Origin of the sequence: Klebsiella sp. CB_Kp196 (genome assembly GCF_040061575.1) — a bacterium.
Taxonomy (GTDB): domain Bacteria; phylum Pseudomonadota; class Gammaproteobacteria; order Enterobacterales; family Enterobacteriaceae; genus Klebsiella; species Klebsiella michiganensis.
In genome coordinates this window covers 38,068-62,857 of sequence record NZ_JBEAFH010000047.1, presented here as the reverse complement: position 1 = coordinate 62,857, position 24,790 = coordinate 38,068, and the positions used below count along the sequence as shown (strand labels likewise).

At 55.0% G+C, this 24,790-nt stretch carries 22 protein-coding genes and 1 pseudogene; 12 read left to right on the top strand and 11 right to left on the bottom strand.

The window, feature by feature from the left end; all coding sequences use genetic code 11:
- Nucleotides 1-2: 2 nt before the first annotated feature.
- The 4 genes from ABLU87_RS15600 to ABLU87_RS15585 all read left to right on the top strand — a co-directional run bounded on the left by ABLU87_RS15600 (nucleotide 3) and on the right by ABLU87_RS15585 (nucleotide 3,457).
- Nucleotides 3-668 carry an amino acid ABC transporter permease gene (locus ABLU87_RS15600; protein ID WP_014228720.1) on the top strand — a complete coding sequence of 222 codons (666 nt, stop codon included), beginning with the start codon at nucleotides 3-5 and terminating at the stop codon, nucleotides 666-668.
- A 16-nt stretch (nucleotides 669-684) separates the two neighbouring features.
- Complete coding sequence (locus ABLU87_RS15595) at nucleotides 685-1,464, top strand: amino acid ABC transporter ATP-binding protein (protein WP_122117927.1); 780 nt, start codon at nucleotides 685-687, stop codon at nucleotides 1,462-1,464.
- A gap of 15 nt (nucleotides 1,465-1,479) precedes the next feature.
- Complete coding sequence (locus tag ABLU87_RS15590; RefSeq protein WP_122117928.1) at nucleotides 1,480-2,445, top strand: aminotransferase class IV; 966 nt, start codon at nucleotides 1,480-1,482, stop codon at nucleotides 2,443-2,445.
- 433 nt (nucleotides 2,446-2,878) lie between these two features.
- The gene (locus tag ABLU87_RS15585; RefSeq protein ID WP_004849617.1) at nucleotides 2,879-3,457 is read left to right on the top strand and encodes a TetR/AcrR family transcriptional regulator; all 579 of its coding nucleotides are present in this window, start codon (nucleotides 2,879-2,881) and stop codon (nucleotides 3,455-3,457) included.
- Here ABLU87_RS15585 and ABLU87_RS15580 read toward each other — a convergent pair.
- A pseudogene (locus ABLU87_RS15580) lies at nucleotides 3,433-4,528 on the bottom strand (iron-containing redox enzyme family protein). The gene ABLU87_RS15585 and the pseudogene ABLU87_RS15580 overlap by 25 nt on opposite strands.
- A 213-nt stretch (nucleotides 4,529-4,741) precedes the next feature.
- Here ABLU87_RS15580 and ABLU87_RS15575 point away from each other — a divergent pair.
- The 4 genes from ABLU87_RS15575 (at nucleotide 4,742) to ABLU87_RS15560 (ending at nucleotide 8,377) form a co-directional block, all read left to right on the top strand.
- Nucleotides 4,742-5,644, top strand: coding sequence for a DMT family transporter (locus ABLU87_RS15575; protein ID WP_122116855.1), 903 nt, complete (start codon nucleotides 4,742-4,744; stop codon nucleotides 5,642-5,644).
- 44 nt (nucleotides 5,645-5,688) lie between these two features.
- On the top strand, nucleotides 5,689-6,828 hold the full coding sequence (locus ABLU87_RS15570; RefSeq protein WP_122116856.1) for an MFS transporter: 1,140 nt from the start codon (nucleotides 5,689-5,691) through the stop codon (nucleotides 6,826-6,828).
- Nucleotides 6,801-8,030, top strand: a complete 1,230-nt coding sequence (locus ABLU87_RS15565) for an aminotransferase class I/II-fold pyridoxal phosphate-dependent enzyme (RefSeq protein ID WP_048263155.1) — start codon at nucleotides 6,801-6,803, stop codon at nucleotides 8,028-8,030. Before ABLU87_RS15570 ends, ABLU87_RS15565 begins: the two co-directional genes overlap by 28 nt.
- Before the next feature lie 215 nt (nucleotides 8,031-8,245).
- A complete protein-coding gene (locus tag ABLU87_RS15560; protein WP_241183040.1) occupies nucleotides 8,246-8,377 on the top strand; it encodes a hypothetical protein in 132 nt (43 codons plus the stop codon).
- Nucleotides 8,378-8,627: 250 nt separating this feature from the next.
- On the opposite strand, the gene ABLU87_RS15555 is transcribed toward ABLU87_RS15560, so the two are convergent.
- The 5 genes from ABLU87_RS15555 to ABLU87_RS15535 all read right to left on the bottom strand — a co-directional run bounded on the left by ABLU87_RS15555 (nucleotide 8,628) and on the right by ABLU87_RS15535 (nucleotide 15,881).
- Nucleotides 8,628-11,708 (bottom strand): efflux RND transporter permease subunit, encoded by a 3,081-nt coding sequence (locus tag ABLU87_RS15555; RefSeq protein ID WP_122116857.1) that lies wholly within the window; start codon nucleotides 11,706-11,708, stop codon nucleotides 8,628-8,630.
- The gene (locus tag ABLU87_RS15550; RefSeq protein WP_049071276.1) at nucleotides 11,705-12,814 is read right to left on the bottom strand and encodes an efflux RND transporter periplasmic adaptor subunit; all 1,110 of its coding nucleotides are present in this window, start codon (nucleotides 12,812-12,814) and stop codon (nucleotides 11,705-11,707) included. Before ABLU87_RS15550 ends, ABLU87_RS15555 begins: the two co-directional genes overlap by 4 nt.
- 75 nt (nucleotides 12,815-12,889) lie before the next feature.
- Nucleotides 12,890-13,504, bottom strand: a complete 615-nt coding sequence (locus ABLU87_RS15545; protein WP_014838012.1) for a TetR/AcrR family transcriptional regulator — start codon at nucleotides 13,502-13,504, stop codon at nucleotides 12,890-12,892.
- A gap of 378 nt (nucleotides 13,505-13,882) precedes the next feature.
- Nucleotides 13,883-14,890 (bottom strand): NADP-dependent oxidoreductase, encoded by a 1,008-nt coding sequence (locus ABLU87_RS15540; RefSeq protein WP_014228709.1) that lies wholly within the window; start codon nucleotides 14,888-14,890, stop codon nucleotides 13,883-13,885.
- Nucleotides 14,891-15,056: 166 nt separating this feature from the next.
- A complete protein-coding gene (locus ABLU87_RS15535; RefSeq protein WP_014228708.1) occupies nucleotides 15,057-15,881 on the bottom strand; it encodes an oxidoreductase in 825 nt (274 codons plus the stop codon).
- 216 nt (nucleotides 15,882-16,097) lie between these two features.
- Between ABLU87_RS15535 and ABLU87_RS15530 the strand changes: the two genes are divergently transcribed.
- Nucleotides 16,098-16,658 carry a TetR/AcrR family transcriptional regulator gene (locus tag ABLU87_RS15530; protein WP_014228707.1) on the top strand — a complete coding sequence of 187 codons (561 nt, stop codon included), beginning with the start codon at nucleotides 16,098-16,100 and terminating at the stop codon, nucleotides 16,656-16,658.
- 42 nt (nucleotides 16,659-16,700) lie between these two features.
- Here ABLU87_RS15530 and ABLU87_RS15525 read toward each other — a convergent pair whose 3' ends face one another.
- Nucleotides 16,701-17,540, bottom strand: coding sequence for an AraC family transcriptional regulator (locus ABLU87_RS15525; protein ID WP_122116872.1), 840 nt, complete (start codon nucleotides 17,538-17,540; stop codon nucleotides 16,701-16,703).
- A gap of 200 nt (nucleotides 17,541-17,740) precedes the next feature.
- Here ABLU87_RS15525 and ABLU87_RS15520 point away from each other — a divergent pair, with 200 nt between their 5' ends.
- Entirely contained in the window at nucleotides 17,741-19,048 is a 1,308-nt protein-coding gene (locus ABLU87_RS15520; protein ID WP_122116858.1) for an alpha-glucosidase/alpha-galactosidase, read from the top strand.
- Between the two features lie 183 nt (nucleotides 19,049-19,231).
- Here the strand turns inward: ABLU87_RS15520 and ABLU87_RS15515 are convergent, their stop codons facing one another.
- Entirely contained in the window at nucleotides 19,232-19,594 is a 363-nt protein-coding gene (locus ABLU87_RS15515; RefSeq protein ID WP_004849595.1) for a RamA family antibiotic efflux transcriptional regulator, read from the bottom strand.
- 90 nt (nucleotides 19,595-19,684) lie between these two features.
- Nucleotides 19,685-20,275, bottom strand: coding sequence for a TetR/AcrR family transcriptional regulator C-terminal domain-containing protein (locus ABLU87_RS15510; RefSeq protein ID WP_122116859.1), 591 nt, complete (start codon nucleotides 20,273-20,275; stop codon nucleotides 19,685-19,687).
- A gap of 164 nt (nucleotides 20,276-20,439) precedes the next feature.
- Between ABLU87_RS15510 and ABLU87_RS15505 the strand changes: the two genes are divergently transcribed.
- Entirely contained in the window at nucleotides 20,440-21,876 is a 1,437-nt protein-coding gene (locus tag ABLU87_RS15505) for a DHA2 family efflux MFS transporter permease subunit (protein ID WP_122116860.1), read from the top strand.
- A gap of 163 nt (nucleotides 21,877-22,039) precedes the next feature.
- Here the strand turns inward: ABLU87_RS15505 and ABLU87_RS15500 are convergent, their stop codons facing one another.
- Nucleotides 22,040-22,825, bottom strand: coding sequence for an SDR family oxidoreductase (locus tag ABLU87_RS15500; protein WP_014228700.1), 786 nt, complete (start codon nucleotides 22,823-22,825; stop codon nucleotides 22,040-22,042).
- A 51-nt stretch (nucleotides 22,826-22,876) separates the two neighbouring features.
- On the bottom strand, nucleotides 22,877-23,773 hold the full coding sequence (locus ABLU87_RS15495) for a GntR family transcriptional regulator (protein WP_014838004.1): 897 nt from the start codon (nucleotides 23,771-23,773) through the stop codon (nucleotides 22,877-22,879).
- 191 nt (nucleotides 23,774-23,964) lie between these two features.
- Here ABLU87_RS15495 and ABLU87_RS15490 point away from each other — a divergent pair, with 191 nt between their 5' ends.
- Nucleotides 23,965-24,777 carry an ABC transporter substrate-binding protein gene (locus ABLU87_RS15490; RefSeq protein ID WP_122116861.1) on the top strand — a complete coding sequence of 271 codons (813 nt, stop codon included), beginning with the start codon at nucleotides 23,965-23,967 and terminating at the stop codon, nucleotides 24,775-24,777.
- Nucleotides 24,778-24,790: the final 13 nt, after the last annotated feature.

The following is a 24,790-nucleotide window of genomic DNA, read 5'->3' as shown; positions in this document are numbered from 1 at the left end:
CCATGCATTATCAGTGGGACTTTTCCCTTGTCTGGCAAAACTTGCCGGTACTGCTGAAGGGACTGGGCGTTACGCTGGAGCTATGGCTGCTGGCGGGAATTGTCGGCACGCTGATCGGGCTTGCCGTTGGCGTCGTCCGTGCCCGCGGGCCGCGCTATTTTTATCCCCTTACCAGCGCCTTTGTCGAGGTGTTCCGCAATACGCCGGTGCTTATCCAGCTCATCTGGTTCTACTATGCCTTTCCGGTGCTGGTGGGCATTCAGTTTTCCACTTTTGGCGCCGCCGCGCTGGCGTTAACCCTGTACACCGCCGCCTACAGCACCGAGATTTTTCGCGCCGGGCTACAGTCCATCGAACGCGGGCAGTGGGAAGGGGCAAAAGCCTTAGGCATGCCGCCGGGCGTGATGCTGCGGCGTATTATCCTGCCGCAGGTATTTCGCCGTATGTTGCCAGCCCTGACAAACCGCATGATTGAACTGGCGAAGGTGACCTCCCTCGCCTCGATTCTCACGGTTAACGAACTGATGTATCAGGGCAGGCTGCTAAGCAGTACCTGGTATCGCCCAGTGGAGATTTTCACCGTCGTCGCCCTGCTCTATTTTGTGCTGATCTGGCCCGGAAGTTACCTGGCGGCACGTCTGGAGCGCCGCTACCGTCCACATCCTTAATATGATGAGAAAGGCCATGTCAGAGAAAAAAGTCGTCATGCGGATACGCGCCCTGCACAAACGCTTTGGTGCGCAAAGCGTGTTACAGGGCATCGATTTAGATATCTATGCCGGTGAGAAAATCGCCATCATTGGCGGCAGCGGCTCGGGTAAGAGCACCCTGCTGCGCTGTCTGAACTTTATGGAAATACCCAGCGCTGGCACCGTAGAACTGGACGGCGTTACCCTCGGTAAAATCGACAGCCGCGGTCAGCGGCGCTATAGCGAAAAACAGCTGAGCGATGTTCGCCAGCGCGTGGGGATGGTGTTTCAGCAATTTAATCTCTTCCCGCATCTCACGGTGCTGCAAAATGTCAGCGAAGCCCTGATATCGGTGAAAAAGATGCGTCGCGAAGAGGCGATGCGCATTGCCCACGCGCAGCTGGAAAAAGTGGGGCTCGGCCATAAGCACCAGGTCTGGCCCGGCAGCCTGTCCGGCGGTCAACAGCAGCGCGTCGCTATTGCTCGCGCCCTGGCAATGGCGCCAGAGATAATATTATTCGATGAGCCCACCTCGTCCCTCGACCCTGAACTCGTGGGGGAAGTGCTGCATACCATCCGTGAACTGGCAGATGAGGGGCGGACGCTGCTGCTGGTCACTCATGAGCTGGGCTTTGCCTGGCATTTCGCCGATCGGGTGATTTTTATCGAAAACGGCGTGATTCATGAAATGGGCACCCCGGAAGAGGTGCTGCGCCATCCACGCCAACCGCGCACCCAGGCCTTCCTTTCCCGTTTCGCTGAACGGGCATTTTAACCGCAAGGAAACATGATGAGTTTAGCTCTCTCCGCTCAAAGCAGTCAGGCGTACCTGCAGGATACGCGCAACGACAATGTGCAGGTGTACGTCAACGGCGAATTCGTTCACCGCGATCGCGCCACGGTTTCCGTTTTCGATTCCGGCTACGTCTGCGGCGACGGGGTCTGGGAGGGGCTGCGGCTGGTGAACGGCAAGCTGATCGCCCTTCAGGCGCATCTCGATCGCCTGTTTGCCGGGGCGGCCGCTATCCAGCTCAATATCGGCCATAGTCGTGAGGAGCTAACCGATATTATGTACAGCACGCTGAAGATAAACGGTATGACGGACGGCGCCCATCTGCGGCTCATGATCACCCGCGGCAAAAAGCGCACGCCAAATCAGGACCCGCGCTTTATCCTCGGCGGCGCTACTATCGTCTGCGTGGCGGAATATAAGGTTGTGGATGAACAGGCCAAACGGCGCGGCCTTGCCCTGTTCACCTCGACCTATCGTACCAGCGCGCCGGATGTTTTCGATTTGCGTCTTAATTCCCACAGCCGCCTGAATTTGATCCAGGCGCTATTGCAGGCGCTGGACGCCGGCGCAGATGAAGCGCTGATGCTGGACCCTCATGGGTTTGTCGCCAGCTGCAATTCCACCAACTTTTTTATCGTACACCAGGGCGAGCTGTGGACCTCAAACGGCCTGTACTGCTTTAACGGTATTACCCGCCACACTATTTTGTCACTGGCGCGCCAGCAGGGCCTCGGCGTGCAGGAAAGATCCTTTACCCTTGCCGAAGCCTTCACTGCGGACGAAGCTTTTGTCACCGGAACGCTGGCAGGTATTACCCCGGTAAACAGGCTCGACGGCAGGCGCTTCGACCTCAACGAAAATCCGGTGACCCGACGTATCAGCGGCTGGTATCAGGACTATTTACAGCAGGCGGAGTCGCCGCCCGCCGACTATCGCCGGACGAAAAAAAACCCGCAGAGATAGCGCGGGTTGATTCAAATGCAAATCCATTGACTGCAAATAACATCACAATAACCAGGCGTTATTTTATGATGTGCATCACAAAAACATCACCCCCTGTTCGGGGGGGATGCTGACTTCTCCCGGGCCTCTCTTTATCCTCCCCGCGCGCAGCGTGGAGGGCTAAGGGCATAACGTGGCGGCCCAGCGCAGCCCTGATTCGCGCAGCGCAAAGATCGCCTGAGGGATTTTTGCTTTTTTTGCAGCCGGATGTAAGAATCGACAACAATTTTTATGGGTCAACGCGTTCACTGATGCCGCTCACCGCAGGGGCTGGGATATCGGCCATCGGGATGACATTGCGCATACGTCGTTGCAGCGTGCCGCCCGCCATATCAAATGAATGACTGCTCGCTACCAGAAACCCTCTGTATTACTTCATTCCACGGGAAACAGTATGAAGCCAAAACAAGCGGAAATTATCCGCCAGTCAATGTCTCTGTTTAACAAAGAGGGGTATCAGTCGCCGAGTATTGACCGGATATCGGAGAATGCAGGCATCTCCAAAATGACCTTCTACCGCTACTATGCGGATAAAGAGGCGCTCATTCTTGATATTTTACAGCAGAAAGAGAGTGAGTTTATGCAGGCGCTGCAGGAGATTACCGCCGATAAACCTTCGGGCCGCGAGAAGCTGTTTGCCGTCTTCGAATATTACAATAACTGGTTCACCTGTGAGGATTTCCACGGCTGCATGTTCACCCGCGCCCTGTTTGAATATGGAACCTCGTCTTCCGCTATCCGGGCGACATGCTCACGGTTTAAATCGCGCCTCTACCAGTTTTTCCGCGACATTCTTACCCTGCTGTTAAAACCGGAACCTGCGGAACGGGTGGCGATGATGATGCTCATGCTGATTGACGGCGCCATTGCCGCTCAGCAGGCGGAGTCCTCGGAATGCCGGGAGATCCCTCCCGGAATAACGGCCTGGAGCGCGGCAAAAGCGCTTATTTATTCAGAGGGCGGCACCCTCTGACTCGCGTTCAACAACGGTACGTAACGCCTCCAGCAGACAATCGTAGTAATCGCAGCAGGTCTGAAGACGCAGCGCTGCGCCAACGTAGACCTCCTCCAGCGCAGCCGGGTTTTTATTGCCGATCGGAACGATAACGTTATTCAGCCACCCATCGGCGTGACCGATATCAACCTCGATATGTTCCGCGTAATAATGCACGTCGCGATCCGTAAGGCCAATGCGACGGCACCCGGTCACGAGCTTCTGGTACTGCGGCGGGTCCAGCAGTTCCGTCATCGCCATCACGCCGAGCGATTTGTAGTAATGCTGACGGTTAACGCCGCCCAGCATGAACGCGTTATACCCGGCGAGCCCCTGCCAGTCATACAGATGGGCGAAATGGTTTTCAGGTAGCGCAATATCTCTGCGCTTCAGCAAATCCTTATACAAATTAACGTGCGTAAACTCCTGGCTGCCCTGGCCTATTTCATCCCAAAGGTTCTGGGCAATTTCTGCACGCGTTTCTGGCAGAGAACCGACCAGCCCCATCGCGACCAGATCGAAAAACAGCAAATTGAGCGCGCTATCGCTTTTGAAGAAATAGTCTATTTGCGTAGCAGAGGCGGAAGAGGAGAGGAAATCAAAGAGGGGATGGTGCGAAGCCGGATGTTTCTGACATAAATGACGGAGTTCCTCAACGATATTCCCGGCGTCAAGCGCGGGTATCGGGAAACTGAAACGTTTTTTTTCCACCCGGAGCCATTCTGATTCGATGTAGCTTCTGATCCCGCAGAGTAATGGATGAAACTGGTTTTTTGCCGCCGCCGATAGCGGCTCCGCCAGCCACGCCTGGTAGAGTTTAAACAGCGCGCTGTGGGCACGTTTTTTCGCTTGCGGATCGTTGGCGGTAAAAGCCTTAGTACAGGTATTTTCGGTCAGGTACCAGGCTCTGTCCGCCAGTAGCGGATTGGCCGTCAGTTTCAGTGAAAGCGCGTTGCTGTGAAGAAGCTGGTCAATCATGTCATCCAGAGAGAGCTTGGCCATTGCGGAATGTTGTTCGTTCCCGGTGAAACCATTTTCTGTCTTACGCATTGATTTATCCCTGTATAATGCATGGTATGTATACGTTATCGTACAGACAAATATGCTGCAATCAGATTTTTTGCACACAGGTAACTAATTTTTAAATGCATGATTTAAAATAAAAAAATAATAAAATCCCCCAATAACCATAAAATTTAATTGATATATTAAAAAAAATAAAGTTACCATTTAGTACAGTTCTAAGCGATGCAAGGAATGAGCATGCCTTACCTGTTACTCACGCTGGCGGCCCTGTTTTGGGGAGGGAATTATGTCGTAGGGCATATTCTCGTTCAGGGCGCGGATCCGATTCTCATGACCGAAGCGAGATGGGCGTTGACCGCACTACTGCTGGTATTGCTGTATCAGCGTCAAATCCGCGACAGTCGGCCGTTGTTCCGCCAGAATGGCGCAACGCTGCTGGTTCTAACGCTGTGTGGACAGGTGAGCTTTCCCTTAACCCTCTATATTGGTCTGCAGTCGACGTCTGCGCTGAACGCGGCGATTTACATGTCTGCGACCCCCTGTATGGTGCTGATGATTAATCGCCTGATCTTCCATGACCGGGTATCGGCGCGGAACTGGTGGGGCGTGATCTTTAGTACCGCAGGCGTGCTGCTGCTCCTGCTGCATGGCAACCTGAACAACGCAGAGGGGCTAAAAGGGTTTAGCCAGGGCGATCTGTGGGCAATGGGGTCGGCGCTAAGCTGGGCAGTATACTGCTCGCTGTTGCGTAACAAAGATCGTCGTATCCCCGCCAATGCTTTCGTCGCCGTCAGTTCGCTTCTTGGCACCCTTATTCTGCTTCCGGTGGTGATTTTCTGGCTGTGGCTGCACCCCGCCACCTCATTCGCCGCCTACCACGATATCGCGTTCCTTACTGGACTGGCGTATCTGGTGATTTTCCCCTCGTGGCTGGCCTACCTGTTCTGGAATAAAGGCATCGCGGCTATTGGCGCGACTCGCGGTGAGATTTATACCCATATCATTCCGCTTTCCGGCGGCATATTAAGCATTGTATTTTTACATACCCAGCCGCATCTCTATCATTTACTGAGCTCGCTATTAATTTTGACCGGAATCGCGATTTGCTCATTCGCTAAAAAAGCAGCGGCGTATTCATAAATAATAATCTAACGTTTTAACCCATATTCACCGAAGAGTTTAATATGCTCAGGATATACTTATACCTTATTCTCGCCGCATCGGTTTCCGCGCTGGCGACAGATATGATCGTGCCCGCGCTGCCCCTATTACAAGAAGCGTTTACTACCGATTATTCGGCTATTCAGTTAACCATTAGTGGTTTTCTGGTGATATACGCGGCGAGCCAGTTATTCTCAGGATTTCTTGGCGAAAAGCTGGGTAAATTACGTGTACTGACGGCCAGCTTTTTGCTTTTCCTCGCGGGCAGCCTCCTTTGTTTTATGTCCGATAGTTTAATGATGCTGTTGGCCGGCAGGGCGTTACAGGCCCTGGGCGCCGGCGCCGGGCCGGTCCTGTCTAAAGCTATCGCTAAAGAGACGTTCTCCCCGCTAACGCTCAAGCGCGCGCTTTCCGATATTTCTTCCGCCAGCGCGGTGGTTCCTCTTATTGCGCCGCTGGCCGGCGCCGCACTCCTCGGCTATCTCAGCTGGAATTCGATATTCCTGGTTATGGCCCTGTTTAGCGTCGTCACCCTTGTGCTCTCTCCGCGTCGCCTTGAGCAGCACGATGCGGCCGCGGCGCCCTCCTCTTCCGGGTTTATCACCCCGGCATTTATTCAGGGAACGCTGCTGGTTTCACTGATTCTGAGTTCGCTGTTTTGCTATATCTCGCTGTCGCCGGCCATTTTTATGCAGCAGCTGGGGCTAAGCACCATGCACTACTCGCTGCTCTTTTCTGCTTCCGTATTATTTTTTATTATTGGCAATCAGATCGCCAAATTTGAGCGAATAATTAACCCGTGGATTTTATTTATCCTGAATGCGCTGGCGGTTACCCCATTTATTATCGGTAGCCACTCACTACTATTATGCATCGCCGGCTCGATGATTTTTAACCTCACCCTTGGCGCCTATTACCCGAGCGCGAATTTTATCGCGCTGCAAATCAAAGGCAGCAAAACAGGTATTGCGGCGTCCGTCACCGGATTTATTCAAACGGTGAGCGCCGGCGCCATCAGCTATTTCGCCGTAAAACTAACGGATACCGGTATGGGGTTTGACAGAACCCTCGGTGCCAGCACGTTAACGCTGGCAATTCTGTCTCTTCTGGTAGTCACGACAATGAAGGTAACGCAATGGAAAACTGGCAAAAAAGGAAAATAGACAGGTCGCTAAAATATCAGACCCGGGTATTCTCTGAACATATTAATGAACTGGTCGCGGTAAAAAGGGACGGTAAGGTCATCACCCTCGAAGATGGCAGAAAAATGGTGGAATTTGTCTCATGCTCTTATCTTGGGCTAGAGACTCACCCGGCGCTGAAAAAAGCGGTTGTCGACGCCATTGAGCGTTTTGGCGTGCAGGTTTCTGTCGCCAGAACGCGGGTAAAAGTCGATCTGTTCCCACAGTTGGAAGCACGACTGAACGACATCATGCATGGGGCTCATACTCTGACGTTTAACGCCGTGACCCCTTGCCATATCGCGGTGCTGCCGCTGCTGGCATCCGGGACGCTGCCGCATTTTACGTTCAGCAAAAAACCCTATTTTATTATGGAGAAGACCGCGCACGCGACGTTGCAGATCAACCGCGGGCTTTTACAGCAGTTTGGGGAAGTCGTCAGAATTGATTTTCAGGATAAGGCGCGGATTGAAGAGGCTTTTCGCTATGCGGCCAGCCAGGGATTAACGCCGATCTCGGTATCAGACAGCGTAGGCTCAATGGGCGGCGTCGCCCCCGTCGCGCATATTGTCCGCCTGGCGCATCAGTATGACGGCTACGCGTATATAGACGATGCGCACGGCACCTCTATCTACGGAGAGTACGGTTCCGGATACGTTATGTCATGCCTCGGCCATCGGCTTGACGAACGTATTATTATCGCCGGCTCGCTATCTAAAGCCTTTGGCTCACACGGCGGATTTATCGCCTGTCGCGACGCTGAGACCATCAAATTTATTAAGACCTACGGCACAACCTACGCCTTTGGTGGGCCGCCTTCATTGCCTGGAATTGCCGCCTGCGTAGCCGCCGCCGATCTCCACCTGGACGGCACCGTCGCTGCCCGCCAGGAGAAGCTTCAGAACGTCATTCGCTATTTTGACGAAGTTTTCGGCAAGATCGACATCGTTAACCGGGGTACGACGATGCCGATTCGGGGGATCCTGATTGGTAACGAAGATCTCGCCATCACGATGTGCAAAAAACTGCACGATCGCGGCTTCGCGACGACCGTGGCGATGTATCCAACCGTTGAAGAAGGACACGCCATTCTGCGCTGCGCATTGTCGGCGCTCCACGAGAGCGGGCAAATCGACGACTTCCATAAAAACTTCAGAGAATCATTGGCTGAAGCCACGAAATAAATAGCTGCTGCCGGCCTGCTTCGGCAGGCCGCCTACGGATGCTGGTCTCTTTTGGATGTATTGCCGTTTTAGCCTCTCTAATGTCAGCCTCAATCGGTTTGAGTGATTATCTCGAGGATATGCTGAACAAAATTAACCGCCGGGGCTCACGCCCGCTGGCCATATTTTGACCTATTTTCCTGCCGCGCTGGCCTGTATTTGCCCCGCAAGGATTTTTGTCTGCCCTGGCCTTTGCCGGCATCTCGCTGGTGCTGTGGAGTATATTATTGCCGCCTTATTTACTCATTAAGGCCAGGCGTTCCGCACTGCCGGCGGTATATTTTTCCCGGCCAGTAACTTCATCCTGAAAATGATTATTGCCGTTGGAGCCATACTCTGGCTAGTGATGATTTACGCTTTTCTTTAATAAAAAAGAACCGGGATAACCCGAATATTCAAAAACTCCCGGTTTTCCCAATCTGACAGCCGAACAATACACCATGGGACCCAACATTCATCGCTCTATTCAGGCGTGATGAAAAGCGCCGCGGACTGCGGCGCTTTTCTCTGCTTTCGGACGGTCATGCCAGGCGCTCGTTGAGCAGGCAGGCGAGCGCCTTAATGTTGTTCAGCATGGCGCCGGGCTTCAGGACGGATCCTGAACCAGATCGCATACATGGCGGGCAAGAACACCAGCGTCATGATGGTTCCCCCCAACGTCCCGCCAATCAGGGTATAGGCGAGCGTCCCCCAGAACACCGAATGGGTCAGAGGAATGAACGCCAGAACGGCGGCCATGGCCGTCAGTAAGACGGGCCTGGCTCTCTGCACCGTCGCTTCGATGACCGCATGGTACGGATCGAGACCTTCTTTCTCATTATGGTGAATCTGCCCGATAAGAATCAGCGTATTACGCATCAGAATGCCCGAAAGCGCAATCAGCCCGACGAGGGCGTTGATACCAAATGGCTGATTGAAAAGCAGCAGCGCGGGAACCACGCCGACAAGCCCGAGCGGAGCGGTAAGAAATACCATAACCATGGCCGACATTGAGCGCACCTGCACAATGATGATCAGCAGCGTCAGGGCGATCATGATGGGGAACAGCGGCGCCATCGCCCGGGTGGCTTTAGCCGATTCCTCAATCGACCCCGCCATTTCGATGCGGTACCCTGGCGGAAGCGAGTCCACAATCGGCTGCAGCTGTTTCATGATGGAGGCGGAAACGTCCGGCGGCTGAAGATTGTCGGCAATATCCCCCCGCACGGTAATCGTGGGCGTTCTGTCGCGGCGACGCAGTAAAGGATCTTCCATTCTGACCTCCACCTTCCCGATTTGCGCGAGCGGGATGCGCTGGCCCGCATTGCCGACCAGGCTAAACCCCTCAATTTTGGCCGGATCCAGACGTATATCCCCCGCGGCGCGCCCCGTCACCTGCACCGAGCGAATATCTTCCCGCACGGCGGTGATGGGAATGCCCGATAGCAGGAACTGGAGCTGCTGAGCAACGGCATTGGACGTTAAGCCGGTTGCCTGTAGACGGTCCTGATCGAGGGTGAAATGCAGTGTCGGCACGCGCGATCCCCAGTCGGTGTTGACGGTCCTCATCATCGGGCTTGCCTGCAGCACGCCCTTAACCCGGTCCGCGATGTCGCGCAGCGTATCGGTATCCGGCCCCATCACTCGCCAGGCGACCGGGAAAGGGGAATACGGGCCAAACACCAGCTGCGTCACGCGAACGCGTGCTTCAGGCGCCAGTCCGCTGGCCACGGCTTGCCGCAGCCGCAACTTGAGCGCATCGCGTGATGCCTGGCTGTCCGTCAATATCACTATTTTGGCAAACGACGGGTCGGGGAGTTCGGGGGCCATCGCCAGGTAAAAACGCGGTGAACCCTGGCCAATGTAGGCGGTAACTATCCTGGCTTCCGGCTGTTTTTCCAACCAGTCCTCTATTTTGGCCGTTGCCGCGCTGGTCTGCTCAATCGAGGTGCCATAGGGCATCTGCACTTCAACGAGCACTTCCGGGCGGTCAGAGGTGGGGAAAAACTGTTTTTTCACCAGCCCCATCCCCATGACCGCCAGCGCGAAAAGCGCAATGACGGAACCGGCCACCAGCCATTTCCTGGCGATAACGCGGGTCAGCAGGCGGCGAAAGCGGTTATAGCGCGGCGTGTCATAGATGGCGGTATGCCCCCCTTCTACCTTTGCGATATCCGGCAGCATTTTCACCCCCAGATAAGGGGTGAAAACAACGGCGACCAGCCATGAGGCAATCAGGGCGAGGCCAACAATCCAGAACATATTGCTGGTGTATTCCCCGGCGGTGGACTGGGCGAAACCATTCGGCATAAAGCCGATAGCCGTGACCAGGGTACCGGCCAGCATGGGCGCGGCGGTATGGCTCCAGGCGTAGGCGGAGGCTTTGATTCTGTCGTAGCCCTCCTCCATTTTCACCACCATCATTTCGATGGCGATTATCGCGTCGTCAACCAGTAAGCCCAGGGCAAGAATCAGGGAGCCCAGCGTCACGCGGTCAAAGTTGATACCGGCGGCCTCCATCACCACAAAAACAACCGCCAGCGTCAGGGGAACCGCCGCCGCGACCACGACCCCCACGCGCCACCCCATGCTGACAAAACAGACCACCATCACCACGAGCAGGGCGACGAAGAATTTGATCATAAACTCATCGACTGCGGCGCTGATATTCACGGACTGATCGGTGACTTTCGTCAGGGTCATCCCCAGCGGCATACTGGCATTGATTTTTGCCGTTTCGGCATCCAGCGCTTTACCCAACGCCAGCCCATTCCAGCCTTCACGCATCACGATCCCCAGCAGCAGCGCCGATTCATGTTGATTACGAATCTGCAAAGTGGGCGGATCTTCATAACCGCGTTCTACCGTTGCCACGTCGGACAGCTTGAGCGTTTTACCCTGAGCAATAAATGGCGTATCGCGGATCTTCTGCAATTCATCGAAAGCGCCATCGAGGCGAATAAAGATCTGCGCGCCGCGCGTTTCAATTGAACCTGCCGCGGTTAATGCGTTCTGGTTATTCAGCGCATTGAAAATATCCTGCGGCGAGAGCCCCATGGTAGCCAGACGCTCATGGGAGAAGGAGATATAAATCCGTTCGGCCTGTTCGCCGATAATATTGACTTTCTTGACCCCCGGGACGTGCAGGAGCTGCTGGCGTAACGTTTCGGCATCGCGGACCAGCAGGCGCTGCGGTTCTCCTTTCGCTTTCAGCGCAAACAGGGCGAAAGTGACGTCGGCAAATTCATCATTTATCATCGGCCCCGTCACGCCGGCGGGGAGGTTTCTGCTTTCATCGCCAAGCTTCTTCCGCGCCTGGTAGAACTCTTCCTGCACCTGTGATGGCGGCGTATTGTCCTGGAGTGAGAGCGTGATAAAGGCCATGCCGGGCCGGGTATAGGTTTCCGTGCGGTCATACCATTTGAGCTCCTGCAGGCGTTTTTCCAGCGGCTCAGCCACCTGATCCTGCATCTCCTGCGCGGTCGCGCCGGGCCAGACGGTGATAACCGTCATTTGCTTAACCGTAAAGGGGGGATCCTCCGCTCGCCCGAGGCCAAAAAAGGCGTAAATACCGGCGATGGTCACCAGAATAATTAAAAACAGCGTGACCGAGCGCTCGCGCACCGCAAGCGCTGACAGGTTAAAGCGGCCCTGGCTCATGGTTTGTCCCCCGTCCGGGCCGTATCCGGTTGCCCAGCCAGGCGGACAGCCTCGCCCTCGTGCAGAAGATGCGCCCCTAGCGCAACGATCTTCTCACCGGGCTTCACCTCGCCCGTTACCTGCGCCGCCTCCTCGCCCACGCTCAGCACCTTGACGGGCTGCCATGCGACCCTGGCTGGCTGCGCGGAGATCCGCCAGACGCCCGGTCCTTTGCCCGCATCATAAAGCGCGGCCAGCGGCACCTGCATGACCTGGCTTTCCCCACTCTGTTTTTTGATGTGCAGCGTTACGGTCGCCCCCAGCGGCGCGTTGGCTAACGGGCCTTCCAGCACGTACCGCGCCTCAAAGGTACGGGTGGTGGCATCGGCGGCATCGGAAAGCAGGCGCAGTTTTGCGGCGACAGGCTGCGTTTCGTCGCCATAGCGCGTCGCCAGCGCTTCGCTGCCGATGGCGGGGCGCAGCGTCTCCGGCAGCTGTACCAGCGCCTCACGCTGCCCCGCTCTGGCCAGCCGGATCACCGCCTGCCCGGCACTGACAACCTGACCGGGTTCGGCAAGCGTCTCCATCACCACGCCGTCAGAGTCGGCCAGCAGCACGGCATAGCCCGTGGCATTTTGCGCCACGTTTGCCTGCGCCTGGGCTGCGCTGAGATCCGCTTTCGCGGAATCTGCCGCCGCTTTGATCTGGTCATACTCCGAGGCGGAGACTGCGCCAGCGCCAACGAGGCCACGGTAGCGCGCCTCATCGCTGATGGCTTTTCGCGCCCGCGCCCTGGCGGCGTCAACGGCCTGTTGCTGAGCCACGGCCTGCAGCTTCAGGTCGGCGGGATCCAGCCGCATCAGCGGCTGACCGCGCTTAACGGTCTGGCCAGTATCAACAAAGCGTTCAAGGATCTTACCCTGCACTCTAAAACCAAGATCGCTTTGCGTCCTTGCCACCACCACGCCGGTATAGGTGCGAGAGGTATCGTGCGCGAGTTCTACGGATGCGGATCTGACGAGCGGCGGCTGGGTGCGCGGATCGTCACTCGAGGCGTTATCACCGCAGGCCACGAGGGCCAACGGCAGAAGACAAGCGGCAAAGCGGGCTGAATGAAGCCTGAGCATGGGAAACCCTTAATCAAATAACAGGATGGTTTCCGCATTCTCAGACCAGTGACCAATAAAGTCAATGGTCACAAATCAGGGGGCCAGGCTTCTTAAAATCAGCGACGAGAGAAGAACCGCCGCCGTTGGGGCCGTTTCGAGATTAAACTGCAGTTGAACAGGATTGATGAAGGGGCACATCACCATATATATCGCATAAGTGGCTTCATCAAGGGGGGTTTTCCTTTCGAACTCCCCGGCCTGCCTGCCTTCGACAAGAATGCTCTCAATCAGCTTTAACAGCCGTTCCGCATACCTTTCTGTTGAAGGCCACTTCTCCCGCGAGGCGACGGCGGCAATATCGTAGAGTTTACGATCGTGAAAAAAGAGTTCGCTCCCCGCTTCGGTGAGCGCCCGGAAGAGGCGGCGTAATTTTTCGCTGGCTGACGGCGCGTCAGCCACCGCTGAGAGTACCGCGGCCATGATCATTTCCAGGCGGTTAGCGCAGATCACTTCGCCGATAGCCTGTTTGGATTCGAAAAACTTATAGATATAAGATTTTGAAAAACCGATAGATTTAGCCAGCTCCGCCACGGTGGTTTTTTCATAGCCGTAATGCCCGAAATGCTCAAAGGCGGCGTCGACGATTTGCTCCCGGACGCTGTGATCGAGCGGGCCGCGTGATGATGGGACGTTCATATTCTTAGTCATTTTTTCAGCTTAGCGTGATGCGCCTTGATTGACAACCAGTAACCATTTTAGAATTAAGTCACGATTTCGACTTGTTTCAGGATCGCGCAATATCATCCTCACAGGTGACGGCACCTGCCCGGAGCGTCCGCGTCAGGCGACATACGCTGTTGGGCCAGATTCGGATGCTCCCCGAGCAAAATTGTATCAGACAAAATCCTTTGCCAACAAAAGCATCGGCTCACCTATGACAGCTTATCTCAATGATGGAAGTGAACGCTACGGCGTGACGCCCGCTTTTCCCTGCGGGCTAAGGCCGTCCTCAGGGCGCTCCCGATGGAGAGTAAGGACGACGGATTTAAACGAAAGTGTTTTTGTTGAAGCGGAAAACCGCTGCGGTTATGACCCAGACACCCTAACGACCACCTTTCCCTTAGCATGGCCCCGGGCAAGATAGTCCAGCGCCTCCTTTGTTTCGGCAAAGGGAAACACCTTGTCGATCGCAGGCCCGATCTGCCCGGATTCGATGAGTTGGCTAATTTGCGCGAGCTGCTCGCCATCGGGGCGGACAAATAAAAACGAATAGCTAAGACCCCGCACTCGTGTAAGACGCAGGATCTTTCGGCTCATCAGCGCAAAGATAAAACGCAAAAAGAAATTTAACCCCCGGTCACGGGCGAACGCGGCATCCAATGGTCCGGTGAGGGAAACAATCTTGCCACCAGGCTTGAGTATTTTAACGGCTTTTTCAATCGAATCTCCCCGGAGAGTGCCGAGTACAATATCGTAGCCGCTCAGCACGTTTTCAAACGTCTGCTTTTTGTAGTCAACCACCTCATCTGCGCCAAGACGACTCACCCACGCAAGGTTGCCTGAACTTGTGGTCGTTCCCACCTTTGCGCCAAGATGCTTTGCCAGCTGGATCGCGAAACTGCCTATTCCTCCGGACCCCGCCGGGATGAACACCTTCTGCCCTGGCTGCAGTCCGGCTCTCTCTGTCAGCGCCTGCCAGGCGGTGAGACTCACCATCGGGAGCGACGCTGCCTGTTCGAAATCCAGGTTTGCGGGTTTCATGGCAGCGAGATTTTCAGGTACTCGCGCAAATTCGGCAAGAGAACCGGTTCCCCTGTCGAAAATACTGGCGAAGATTTCATCGCCTGGCTTAAAACGCGTCACGCGGCTTCCCGTTGCCACAACCACCCCGGACAAGTCGCTGCCCAGCGTTGCGGGAAGTTTAAAAGACAAAATCGGTTTGAACAGGCCGCCAGGAATCACGTTATCAATGGGATTCAGGCCAACGGCGTAAACTTTAACCAGAAGTTCATCAGCCGCGGGGGTGGGATAATCGACGTCATCAAATCCCAGCGCCGGGGATTTACCGTAGCGTTTAAACGTGAAGGCTTTCATGGTGCTGGTTTCCTGGTATTTGTCCTGATATGTTTTCTGGCGCCGCTATTGCCGAGTAAAAAAGCGGTTCCCAGTAACGGCTCGATAAATACGGCAAACAGAATTTGCCCGTTAGCATATCCTTCACGCCGCTCGACGATGCCTGACGCGGCCAGTCGCGAAAATGTCATGATGACTCTCTCGCATCAAGCTGAAGGCTGTTGCGCACGACCTTATCCAGGATTTTTGCAGGCGCGAATCGGAGAATGAAATTCAATTTACCGGCCAGCGATCCTGCCGTGTAGCGGATCTTGGGCCGTAGAGCCTGGGCCGCTTTAACCACCACCTTAGCCACAACCTCCGGACTTTCCGCTTCGGCCATTGCCTTACTGACCACTTTCGTCAGCTTAGCCCGGATAAGGTCATACTCTTCCAGCTTTGCATCCGCTTCTCTGTTATTGGCTTCAAACTGCGTTTTTATGTAGGCAGGTTCGATCACGGAAACCCTGATGCCCTGGGTGCGCAGTTCATGGTCGAGTGCTCCCGTGTACCCTTCGACCGCATGCTTGCTGGCCGCATAAAGCGCGACATACGGCAACGGCACGACCCCGAGAATCGAACCGATATTGATGATGCGCCCGCTGCCCTGACGGCGCATATGAGGGAGCACAGCCCGCGTCAGCCTGACGATGCCCAAAAAGTTGGTATCGAAAATGCTCCAGGCCTGTTCAATAGAGCTTTCTTCCGCGGCGGCTGGCGCGACCCCAAAGCCCGCATTATTGACCAGAATATCGATCCGCCCCTCCAGGCGCAGCAGATCGTCAATAGCGGCCCCGACCGAAGCATCGTCAGTCACATCAAGCGTCAGCAGCGGAAAGCGGTGTGTACCCGCCTGAGAGCCACGCCGGCTGGTGCCATAAACCTTATAACCCGCCGCTAAAAGTTGATGAGCCGTCGCTTCGCCGATGCCTGAAGAAGCGCCTGTCACCAGAGCCACACGTTTATTGTTCATTCTGAGTACGCTCTCAAGATGTTGTTCAGGTTAGCAAGCGTTATCGTTCCAGGTTCGTAGGGGTGAAATAAGGGGGAATTCGTCATGTTTCTTCCTCTGCTGGGTAGCGGGTAAAGGCGCAGGATTAATGATGATGATCATCATCTATAAAGTCAACTGGTTTGATTATGATCATCATCAATGTATACTTAGCCTTTGTTTTGAGGGGGGTAAGCCATGAAAGTGTCAAAAGAGCAGGTTCGCGAAAACAGGATGCGAATCGTTGAAACGGCTTCAGAACTTTTTCGTGAGCGCGGTTACGACGGCGTAGGCGTAGCGGAGCTGATGTCAGCGGCTGGCTTAACCCACGGAGGGTTTTACAAACACTTTGGTTCCAAGGCCGATTTATTATCGGAGGCGATGCATTGCGGCTTTACGCGTTCGGCAGAACGTACGGCCGATGTGAGCCGGAAAACGTTTGTGGAGTATTACCTCTCCCGCCAACATCGTGATGACATGGCAAAGGGGTGTGTGATGTCGGCTCTGGGTAGTGACGCCGCGCGTCAATCTGAAGCCATTAAGGCAACCTTTGCGGCTGGCATTGAAGCTCAGCTGGCCACCTTAGCAAATGAGAAAGCCGCGGAAGGCCTTACGCGTGCCGACCTGATCGATACGATTGCGCATCTTGTCGGCGCGCTGGTCCTTTCCCGCGCCTGTCCTGATAGCTCCTCTCTGGCAGATGAAATTCTGGATGTTTGTCGATCGCGCATTCTCAATCAGGATACGCCCGCAAAATAGCGATCGCGCAGAATCACCGCCGATGAGAATAAGCGCTGAACGTCATCTCAGCGCCTGCTGTTCAGAAAGGTATTTTTGCCGCCATTTAGCCGGAGATATGCCGTACAGCTTCCTGAAGGCTTTAGAAAAATGCAGCTGATTTTCATAGCCTACGGAAATGCCCACGACTTTAATCGCCGTAGCGCTGTTTTTCAGCAGGCTCACTGCGATGTTCATACGAAAATTAAGCAAGTATTCCCTGGGGCCGATACCGTAGGCGCCTTTGAACAATCGGCAGAGGTAGCTGCGATTGATATTGCAATAGGCGGCCAGGCTATCAACCGTCAGATGTTCGTGGTAGCGATTTTCAATTTTTTTGATCGCCCTTTGCAGATGCCGGGTTTTGTCATCAGGGAGGGAAGCCTTTTCGCCGGGCGTATTGCTGATTAGCGAAGAAAAGAAGAGATAGCACAATCCCTGCACCTTCAGCGGATGCTCATCGCCATGTTCGACAATTTGCCGCAGGTAGCCAGAGGCGCTGGAGTCGTCTTTATTCAGGTTGGGTCGATAAACCGGAGATTGCCGGCTAAGATGACACTCCTCGAAAATTCTGGCGGCAATCAGCCCATCGACCTCAAGCCACATATAATGCCACGGATCCCTATTATCAGCGCAGTAGGTTGTCACCTCATGAGGATGGATCAGAAACCCCTCCCCGGCGCCGACAGGAAAAGCGCCAAACTCACTGTAAAATGTGCCGGTTCCACTTATCACATAATGAAATAGGTAATGCTGGCGGACTGCGGGGCCAAAGCGATGTCCCTTATGACAATTCTCCTCGCCGTACTGGTACAAATTCAATTCGATATTGTCGGTATGATTAAGGGTAAAAGTCTTGTGCATCAGTCGCGCTCTCTCTTTTTCACCCACGTTATCAGAGATGCCTGCAGTAAAGTCACCGCGTTTCGGCCAGATTCGGAGCTGGCTCACACTTTCATTGCGACATCATTTTTCGCCATACCAATATCACATTTAGCCATATTTCCTGTTCATGCCGCAGCGTACATTCTGCCTGGTGAAAACAGCAGGAACGGAGAAATACCATGATTAAAGTGACATTTATGGGCGCAGGCAGCACCATTTTCGCCAGGAACGTACTCGGCGACATTATGACGACGCCGGCGTTGAAAGAGGTGGAGATTGCGCTGTACGACATCGACAGCGCCCGTCTCAATGAATCCCTCGCCATGTTGAATAATATCAACCGCAATACCAATGCGGGCAGAGCGAAGATCGCCGCCTACCTTGGCGTTGAGAACCGCCGCGCGGCGTTGAAAAACGCCAATTACGTGGTGAATGCGGTTCAGGTTGGCGGCTACGATCCGTGCACCATCACCGATTTCACGATCGCGAAAAAATATGGTCTGCAGCAGACTATTGCCGATACCCTGGGCATTGGCGGTATCTTCCGCGCGCTGCGCACCCTACCCGTGCTGTTTGATTTCGCACGGGATATTGAAGCCGTGTGCCCGGACGCCTGGCTGCTGAACTACACCAACCCGATGGCCACGATAACCGGCGCCATGCTGCGCCATACGGAAGTGAAAACGGTAGGACTGTGCCACAGCGTTCAGGTGTGTGCTGAAACGCTGTTGAAAAGCGTGGATATGCCAACCGACGACGTGCAATTTCATATCGCGGGTATTAATCACATGGCCTGGCTGCTGGACATTCGCCGTCACGGCGAGGATTTGTACCCGGAAATCAAGCGCCGGGCCAGCGCCCTGCAGAGCAAACATGATGATATGGTGCGCCATGAAATCATGAAAACTTTCGGCTATTACGTCACCGAATCGTCAGAGCACAACGCCGAATATATGCCTTACTGGATCAAACGCAGCTACCCGGAGCTGATTGAACGATTCAATATCCCGCTGGATGAATATCCGCGCCGGTGTATTGAACAGATTGACCAATGGCAGCAGCAGAAAGTGGCGCTGACCCATGACACCAGCCTGACCCACAGCCGTACCCATGAATACGCGTCTTACATCATCGAAGCGATGGAAACCGATCGGCCTTACAAAATTGGCGGTAACGTGCTCAACACCGGCTTGATTACCAACTTACCTTCCGAGGCCTGCGTCGAAGTCCCTTGCCTGGTCGATGGCCAGGGCGTCACGCCATGCTACGTCGGCAATTTGCCGGAGCAGCTGGCAGCGCTGAACCGGACCAACATCAATACTCAGCTGTTGACCATCGAAGCGGCGGTGACGCGCAAACGCGAAGCCATCTACCATGCCGCCCTGCTCGACCCGCATACTTCCGCAGAGCTGTCGATCGATGACATCCGCAAACTGTGCGACGAACTTATTGAAGCACACGGCAGCTGGCTTCCCGCCTACCATTAATCGCTAGCTGACCAGCTACCTTCTGATAACTCACCAGGCGCGGCGTTTTCCGCGCCGTTCCCCATGTTTACTCAAAGAACAGGAGGTTTTGTCTTTTCGGCGCTGTCTGTTTTTCTATTTTTTGATAAATCTCTTCGCATCGATTTTTCTGCGGCGGCTTTGCCAGGGCTATCGGAAAGGAGATTAAGATTCAGCCTTACCCGGTACGTAACAGGCTGTTTTGTTTTTCTTGCGATACTCACCGGGCGGCAAATGAAAATGACGCGTAAATAATCGGGTGAATGTTTGCTGCGAGTCATAGCCGTAGCGCAAACCAATACTGTAAATATTCTCATCGGTCTCGCGTAAATCGCGGGCCGCTGAGTCCAGTTTTTTATTACGGATATAGCGCCCGAGGCTCTCGCCTCGATATTGCAAGAACAAACGCTGCAGGTACCATTTGGAATACCCTGAATAACGGGCTATCTGTTCTATACGCAGTGGTTTATGTAAGTTATTGTCGATCCAGTCAATGATGACGGCTATCACTGTTTCGGAAATAAACATGTCGCCTCCCCTTCTGAATGCTGCCGGTTTTATCAAGATAGTTTTTGCGTAAGGTATGCACATCATGTTGTCACCGGCACAGCGTGAAGCTCAGGGCGCTAATAACCCTTTCATTATCAATGACAGACCGAATTCGAACGCAGTATCCGGATGGGGATAAACCAGCGATTCGATAGAGGCACTTCCTGGCGATGGCTTTGATAAAATTTGCTTACCATCACCGCCCGAGCGGGACTGCTCCTCTAATACGCATCCCAGGGTGTATTCACTCAGAGTGAGTAATATCATAGCGGCGTCGGCCTCAGTGAAACCGACGCGCGCAAGATACGCCACCTTGGGACGAAACGTATCCCCTCCCACCCGGGCCGGTGATGTCCCGGCATGTAACAGGGCGCCGTCCCGATGGGCGAGCAGAGCGCGCCGGAAACTACGGGCGTTTTCCGCCAGCCAGTTTGCCCATTCAGCAATGTCTTCGGGGACAGGCAGGGAATGGTGTTTGGCTAAAACCGCGGAAGCCATTTCTTCAAGTAAACTGGCCTTGTTCTTGAAATGCCAGTACAACGTCGCTGATTCCACCCCCAGTTTTTGTGCCAGCTTACGGGTCGTAATCGCTTCCAGGCCGACCTCATCTAATAATGCTAATGCTGCCTCAATCACCTGATCTCGCTGGATTTTCGCCATGATATTCCCCCTTTATTGATGCATCAAACCGGCCAGTGGTCTGTGAAGCGCCATTTTGTCTGAACTCAGCGCCTGACGGAATCTTTAATGCAAATAAATCTATCATTGATAGGTTTATTGATCAATGATAGATTTCTTCGCTCATCGTCCTTAGGGGGCTTTTTATGAATATCAATCAAGACAAGCGGGTCAAGGAAACAACCCATCCACGACCGATAAACGCCATACCTCCGACGCTGTGGATGCAGGCGGCCATCATTACCCTGGGGGCGTTTGCAACGATGCTCTCATCAACGATGCTGAGCGCGGCGCTGCCCGCGATGGCCGCCGGCCTTGGCGTGACGGACACGGCAATACAATGGATAGCAACGGCGTATCTTATGGCCCTTGCGGCAGGCGTTCCGCTTAGCGCATGGGCGGCCAGGCGGTTTGGCGCTACGCAGCTTTGGCTCTATGGCCTTATTTTATTTGCGATTTTTTCGGCAGTTTGCGCCCTTTCCCCGCGTTTTGAGCTGCTGCTTGCTGCAAGAGTTATGCAAGGCCTGGCAGGGGGATTACTCGTACCGGCAGGGCAAACGATCCTTGGTCTGGTCGTCGGACGCGAACGTCTGGGGCGGGTGATTGGCACGATTGGCGTGGCGATCGTTATTGCTCCTTTGTTGGGAACATCGCTGGGCGCGGTCCTGCTTGAAATCTGCGGATGGCGAGGATTATTTTGGATCACGGTGCCGTTCTGTCTGTGCGCCTATCTGGCCGGATGGAAGCTGCTTCCCCGTCCGACAATAAAAACTGACAGGCCCCTCTCCCTGGACTGGCTGGGACTGGCGCTGGTCTTCTGCAGCCTGCCGATGCTGATGGAAGGCATGAAAGAGCTCAGCCTGAATAGTGGTAAATATGGCTGGAACGTCATCATGCTCAGCGTGGGCGCCCTGTTCACCTGCTTGTTTATTTATCGCTCTTTGCGCATTGAGTCCCCCTTACTGCATCTCGAGCTTTTCAAGCATCGGGGTTTCACTTTATCTGCCTTATTGATGGCTATCGGCGGCGCGGTGAATTTTGGCGGTCAGTTCCTGCTTCCTTTATATTTCCGCGACGTTTGCCATGTAACGCTTGCTGAAGTGGGCCTGCTTCTCACCCCTCAGTTAATCGGCTCGGCAATAGGATTTCCGGTAGCCGGCTACTTCTCTGACAAGCTGGGGCCACGAACGGTGCTTATCATTGGCGGTTTGCTCGCGGCATTTGCCACATTGCCACTGGCAATGATTGATGCGGGAAGTCGCTATACGCTTGTGGGGGGCGCAATAGCGGTCAGAGGGTTCGGTTTAGCCCTGGCAACGGTGCCCGCGATGGCTGCGGGCCTGGCAATGGCTGGCAGCCGTCACGTCGCTGATGCCGCACCTGTTCTGAATATCCTCCAGCGCGTTGGGGCGATGGCGGGCGCGGCGCTGATAACCGCCTGCTACGTCAGATTTGCCCATACCCGGGGGAGTTTAGCCGCGTTTCACCACGCCGGGTGGCTACTTACCGGCGGGGCCGTACTGCTCGCGCTTTGCGCATTATTTATGGTGAACCATTCCACTTTAACAACGCCGGAAGAATAAACCCGTTAAACAGAAAATGAATCGCTGTCAGAGCCGATCCCGATGCCACGGGTTAAATTTGCAGACATGGATTTCGTTGCCTGCAAAATAAACAATTCGGAGCGGCTGATAAGCCGCCATGCCAGCCCGTTGCGAACCGGCTGGCATGGCGCACTCTCGCTGGCTAAATCGCGCCGATCAATCCCCCATCAACCCGAATCACCGCGCCGGTAATGTAGCCGGCAGGCTGGCTTGCCAGAAACGCAGCGACGGCGCCGTACTCCTGCGGTTCGCCATAGCGCCCGGCCGGAATGCTCTGACGACTCTTTTCGGCGACCGCTTCCGCACTGCTGTTTTCCCGTTGCGCCTTGAGAGCATCCAGCTGACTGACGCGGTCGGTCGCGATGCGCCCTGGCACCATCACATTCACCGTCACGCCGTCGCCAGCCACTTCGCTGGCGAGGGTTTTCGACCAGCCGAGCAGGCTCATGCGCAGCGCGTTCGACAGGGCGAGTCCGGGAATGGGGGTTATCACGCCGGATGAAGTGGTGGTAATAATGCGTCCCCAGCCGCGGCTGCGCATGGCGGGCAGGAGTTTATCGGTGAGCTGAATCAACGAGGCGACCATGACTGAAAACTGCTGTTGCCAGACTGCGCCATCCGTCCCCTGCGCCGGTGCGGGCGGCGGACCACCGGAGTTGTTAACCAGAATATCGATATCGCCCCACCGCTCGCGGATATCGGCAATCACTCGATCAAACTGCTCCGGGGCGGCGAGATCCAACCGCCAGGCGCGGGCAGTACCGCCCAATAAGGTGATACGTTCCACCGTTTGCGCCAGTTTTTCCGCGCTGCGGCCGGTGACCGCCACCTTCACCCCTTCCTGCGCCAGGGACAGGGCAATAGCCTGTCCCAGACCACTGCCGGCACCGCAGACCAGCGCCACACGTTGTTGTATCTGAAAATCCATAAGTGCTCCTGATTGTATTTTCAGAAGCAATATGTGCAAGAGCGATGCCAGTTATGCGCGGGCGTTTTTAACATTGACCTGGTCAAAGGCGTATTGCAGATGCGTTCTCATCAACTCTGCCGCCAGTTCCGGCTTGTTCTCTCGCAGAGCATCGATGATGGCAACATGCTCTTCACACCACGCTTTTACGCGGCGCTTATTGTGATAGCTGCCAAACTCCAGCAGACGGCGCAGCCGGTTTTGTTGCTGAATGGCCTGTAACACGAACAGGTTGCCGCTGGCTTCTGCCAGCAACTCGTGAAACTCAGCGTCGGTTTCGAAAATCTCTTTTGCCGGCACCTGCGTAATGTCCGGATGGGTGATGAGCCGCAGATGCCTTGCGCGCAGGCGTTTAAGCATCTGCCTGTCCACATGCAGGCCGGGCGTCAGCAGCGCCGTCGGTTCAATCATCAGGCGAAAACCGTAGCTGTTGCGCAGGGCGACATCGGAGTTGAGGGTTTGCAGGAAGCGCCAGCCGTGCCCCGCGTTACGGGCAATCAGGCCGTCCTCCGATAGCTTCACCAGCGTACGGGTCAGCACGCCGCGATCGACATCATAGCGCTGGCTGATTTCGGTCTGGGTAAACGATTCCGGCAGCGCACCCGCAATACGATCGTGTACCAGCTGCTCGTACAGCTTCTGGTCATTGCTCTTGGACTGCTCAATCTCCAGCAGCTCCAGCTCATTGCTGCGTTTGAGCAGGAAAAAGCCCTGATTCGGACGCGCTTCAACCGCCCCCATTCGGGTCAACTCTTTTAGCCCGGCGCGCACCGGCGTACGCGACACGCCCAGCGCATCGGCAAGATGTTGCTCCCGTAAATGATGACCTGGATCGAATTTTGCTTCGGATATCAGGTCGAGTATTTGCCGGGCGATCCGGCGACTGCTCGCAGTGGAGTCAGGCTGCATGGAGAACGGTTCCCTGAAATGCATTGTTGTGATCGATATATACAATATCACAGGCAACAAAACGCAGCAAAACAAAGCAAGGACTGCACGATTAGCGTGCAATACGCACCAGGATGAGACATTTTTTTCACACGCTTGATTGTATTTATTGACTCAATAAATTCAATTTAAATCTTAACCAGGAGACGACTATGTCCAGCAATTCTTTACTGTTTCGCCGCGTGCGTACCTTGATGTTCGCGCTGACCGCACTTCCGCTGGTAAGCCATGCTGCGGTGGAAACCATCGCCCCGGGCAAGCTGACCTACGGCACGGCGGCGACGTTTATGCCTTTTGAGTTCGTGAAAGAGGGCAAGCTCACCGGCTTCGATATCGACCTGATTAACGCGCTAAGCAAAGAGATCCAGCTGACGCCTGCGCCGATGCCGATGGAGTTCAAAGGGCTTATCCCAGCGCTGCAGGGGAAACGTCTCGATATCATCAACTCCGCCATGTACGTCAACCCGACCCGTGCCGCGCAGGTCGACTTCGTGCCCTATCTGAAAATCGGCAGCCGCGTGGTGGTGAGCAAAGGTAACCCGGCAAAAATCACCGGACGCGACCTGAGCCTCTGCGGCAAAAACATCGCCGTGACGCTCGGCGGGATCGAAGAGAGCCAGGCCCGGGCAGATAACCAGCGCTGCCTGGACGCCAAAAAACTGGCCATTAACGTCATGACCTTCCCCGCCGCCACCGACTCCGCCGTCGCCGTCGCCCAGGGCCGCGCCGATGCCGAGTTCCTCTCCACGCCGGGGACCGTCGCCCTGTTAACCGAAAAAGCGGGCATGTTTGCCGCGGTTGGCGACGAATTCGAAGCGGATACCCATATCGCGTTTGCCGTGCGTAAAGGCGACACCGAAACCCGGGCCCTGCTGGAGAAAGGTCTCCAGGGTCTCGTCAAAAATGGCACCTATAAGCAATTGATTGAGAAATGGAACTTCCCTGACTCCGTTGCCCTTTTCTAAGCCGTTTTGCCAT

Excerpts from the sequence above, each read along its gene's own strand:
- ABLU87_RS15600 (WP_014228720.1), top strand. The coding sequence starts at position 3 with ATGCATTATCAGTGGGACTTTTCCCTTGTCTGGCAAAACTTGCCGGTA.
- ABLU87_RS15595 (WP_122117927.1), top strand. The coding sequence starts at position 685 with ATGTCAGAGAAAAAAGTCGTCATGCGGATACGCGCCCTGCACAAACGC.
- ABLU87_RS15590 (WP_122117928.1), top strand. The coding sequence starts at position 1,480 with ATGAGTTTAGCTCTCTCCGCTCAAAGCAGTCAGGCGTACCTGCAGGAT.
- ABLU87_RS15585 (WP_004849617.1), top strand. The coding sequence starts at position 2,879 with ATGAAGCCAAAACAAGCGGAAATTATCCGCCAGTCAATGTCTCTGTTT.
- ABLU87_RS15575 (WP_122116855.1), top strand. The coding sequence starts at position 4,742 with ATGCCTTACCTGTTACTCACGCTGGCGGCCCTGTTTTGGGGAGGGAAT.
- ABLU87_RS15570 (WP_122116856.1), top strand. The coding sequence starts at position 5,689 with ATGCTCAGGATATACTTATACCTTATTCTCGCCGCATCGGTTTCCGCG.
- ABLU87_RS15565 (WP_048263155.1), top strand. The coding sequence starts at position 6,801 with ATGGAAAACTGGCAAAAAAGGAAAATAGACAGGTCGCTAAAATATCAG.
- ABLU87_RS15555 (WP_122116857.1), bottom strand. The coding sequence starts at position 11,708 with ATGAGCCAGGGCCGCTTTAACCTGTCAGCGCTTGCGGTGCGCGAGCGC.
- ABLU87_RS15550 (WP_049071276.1), bottom strand. The coding sequence starts at position 12,814 with ATGCTCAGGCTTCATTCAGCCCGCTTTGCCGCTTGTCTTCTGCCGTTG.
- ABLU87_RS15545 (WP_014838012.1), bottom strand. The coding sequence starts at position 13,504 with ATGACTAAGAATATGAACGTCCCATCATCACGCGGCCCGCTCGATCAC.
- ABLU87_RS15540 (WP_014228709.1), bottom strand. The coding sequence starts at position 14,890 with ATGAAAGCCTTCACGTTTAAACGCTACGGTAAATCCCCGGCGCTGGGA.
- ABLU87_RS15535 (WP_014228708.1), bottom strand. The coding sequence starts at position 15,881 with ATGAACAATAAACGTGTGGCTCTGGTGACAGGCGCTTCTTCAGGCATC.
- ABLU87_RS15530 (WP_014228707.1), top strand. The coding sequence starts at position 16,098 with ATGAAAGTGTCAAAAGAGCAGGTTCGCGAAAACAGGATGCGAATCGTT.
- ABLU87_RS15525 (WP_122116872.1), bottom strand. The coding sequence starts at position 17,540 with ATGCACAAGACTTTTACCCTTAATCATACCGACAATATCGAATTGAAT.
- ABLU87_RS15520 (WP_122116858.1), top strand. The coding sequence starts at position 17,741 with ATGATTAAAGTGACATTTATGGGCGCAGGCAGCACCATTTTCGCCAGG.
- ABLU87_RS15515 (WP_004849595.1), bottom strand. The coding sequence starts at position 19,594 with ATGTTTATTTCCGAAACAGTGATAGCCGTCATCATTGACTGGATCGAC.
- ABLU87_RS15510 (WP_122116859.1), bottom strand. The coding sequence starts at position 20,275 with ATGGCGAAAATCCAGCGAGATCAGGTGATTGAGGCAGCATTAGCATTA.
- ABLU87_RS15505 (WP_122116860.1), top strand. The coding sequence starts at position 20,440 with ATGAATATCAATCAAGACAAGCGGGTCAAGGAAACAACCCATCCACGA.
- ABLU87_RS15500 (WP_014228700.1), bottom strand. The coding sequence starts at position 22,825 with ATGGATTTTCAGATACAACAACGTGTGGCGCTGGTCTGCGGTGCCGGC.
- ABLU87_RS15495 (WP_014838004.1), bottom strand. The coding sequence starts at position 23,773 with ATGCAGCCTGACTCCACTGCGAGCAGTCGCCGGATCGCCCGGCAAATA.
- ABLU87_RS15490 (WP_122116861.1), top strand. The coding sequence starts at position 23,965 with ATGTCCAGCAATTCTTTACTGTTTCGCCGCGTGCGTACCTTGATGTTC.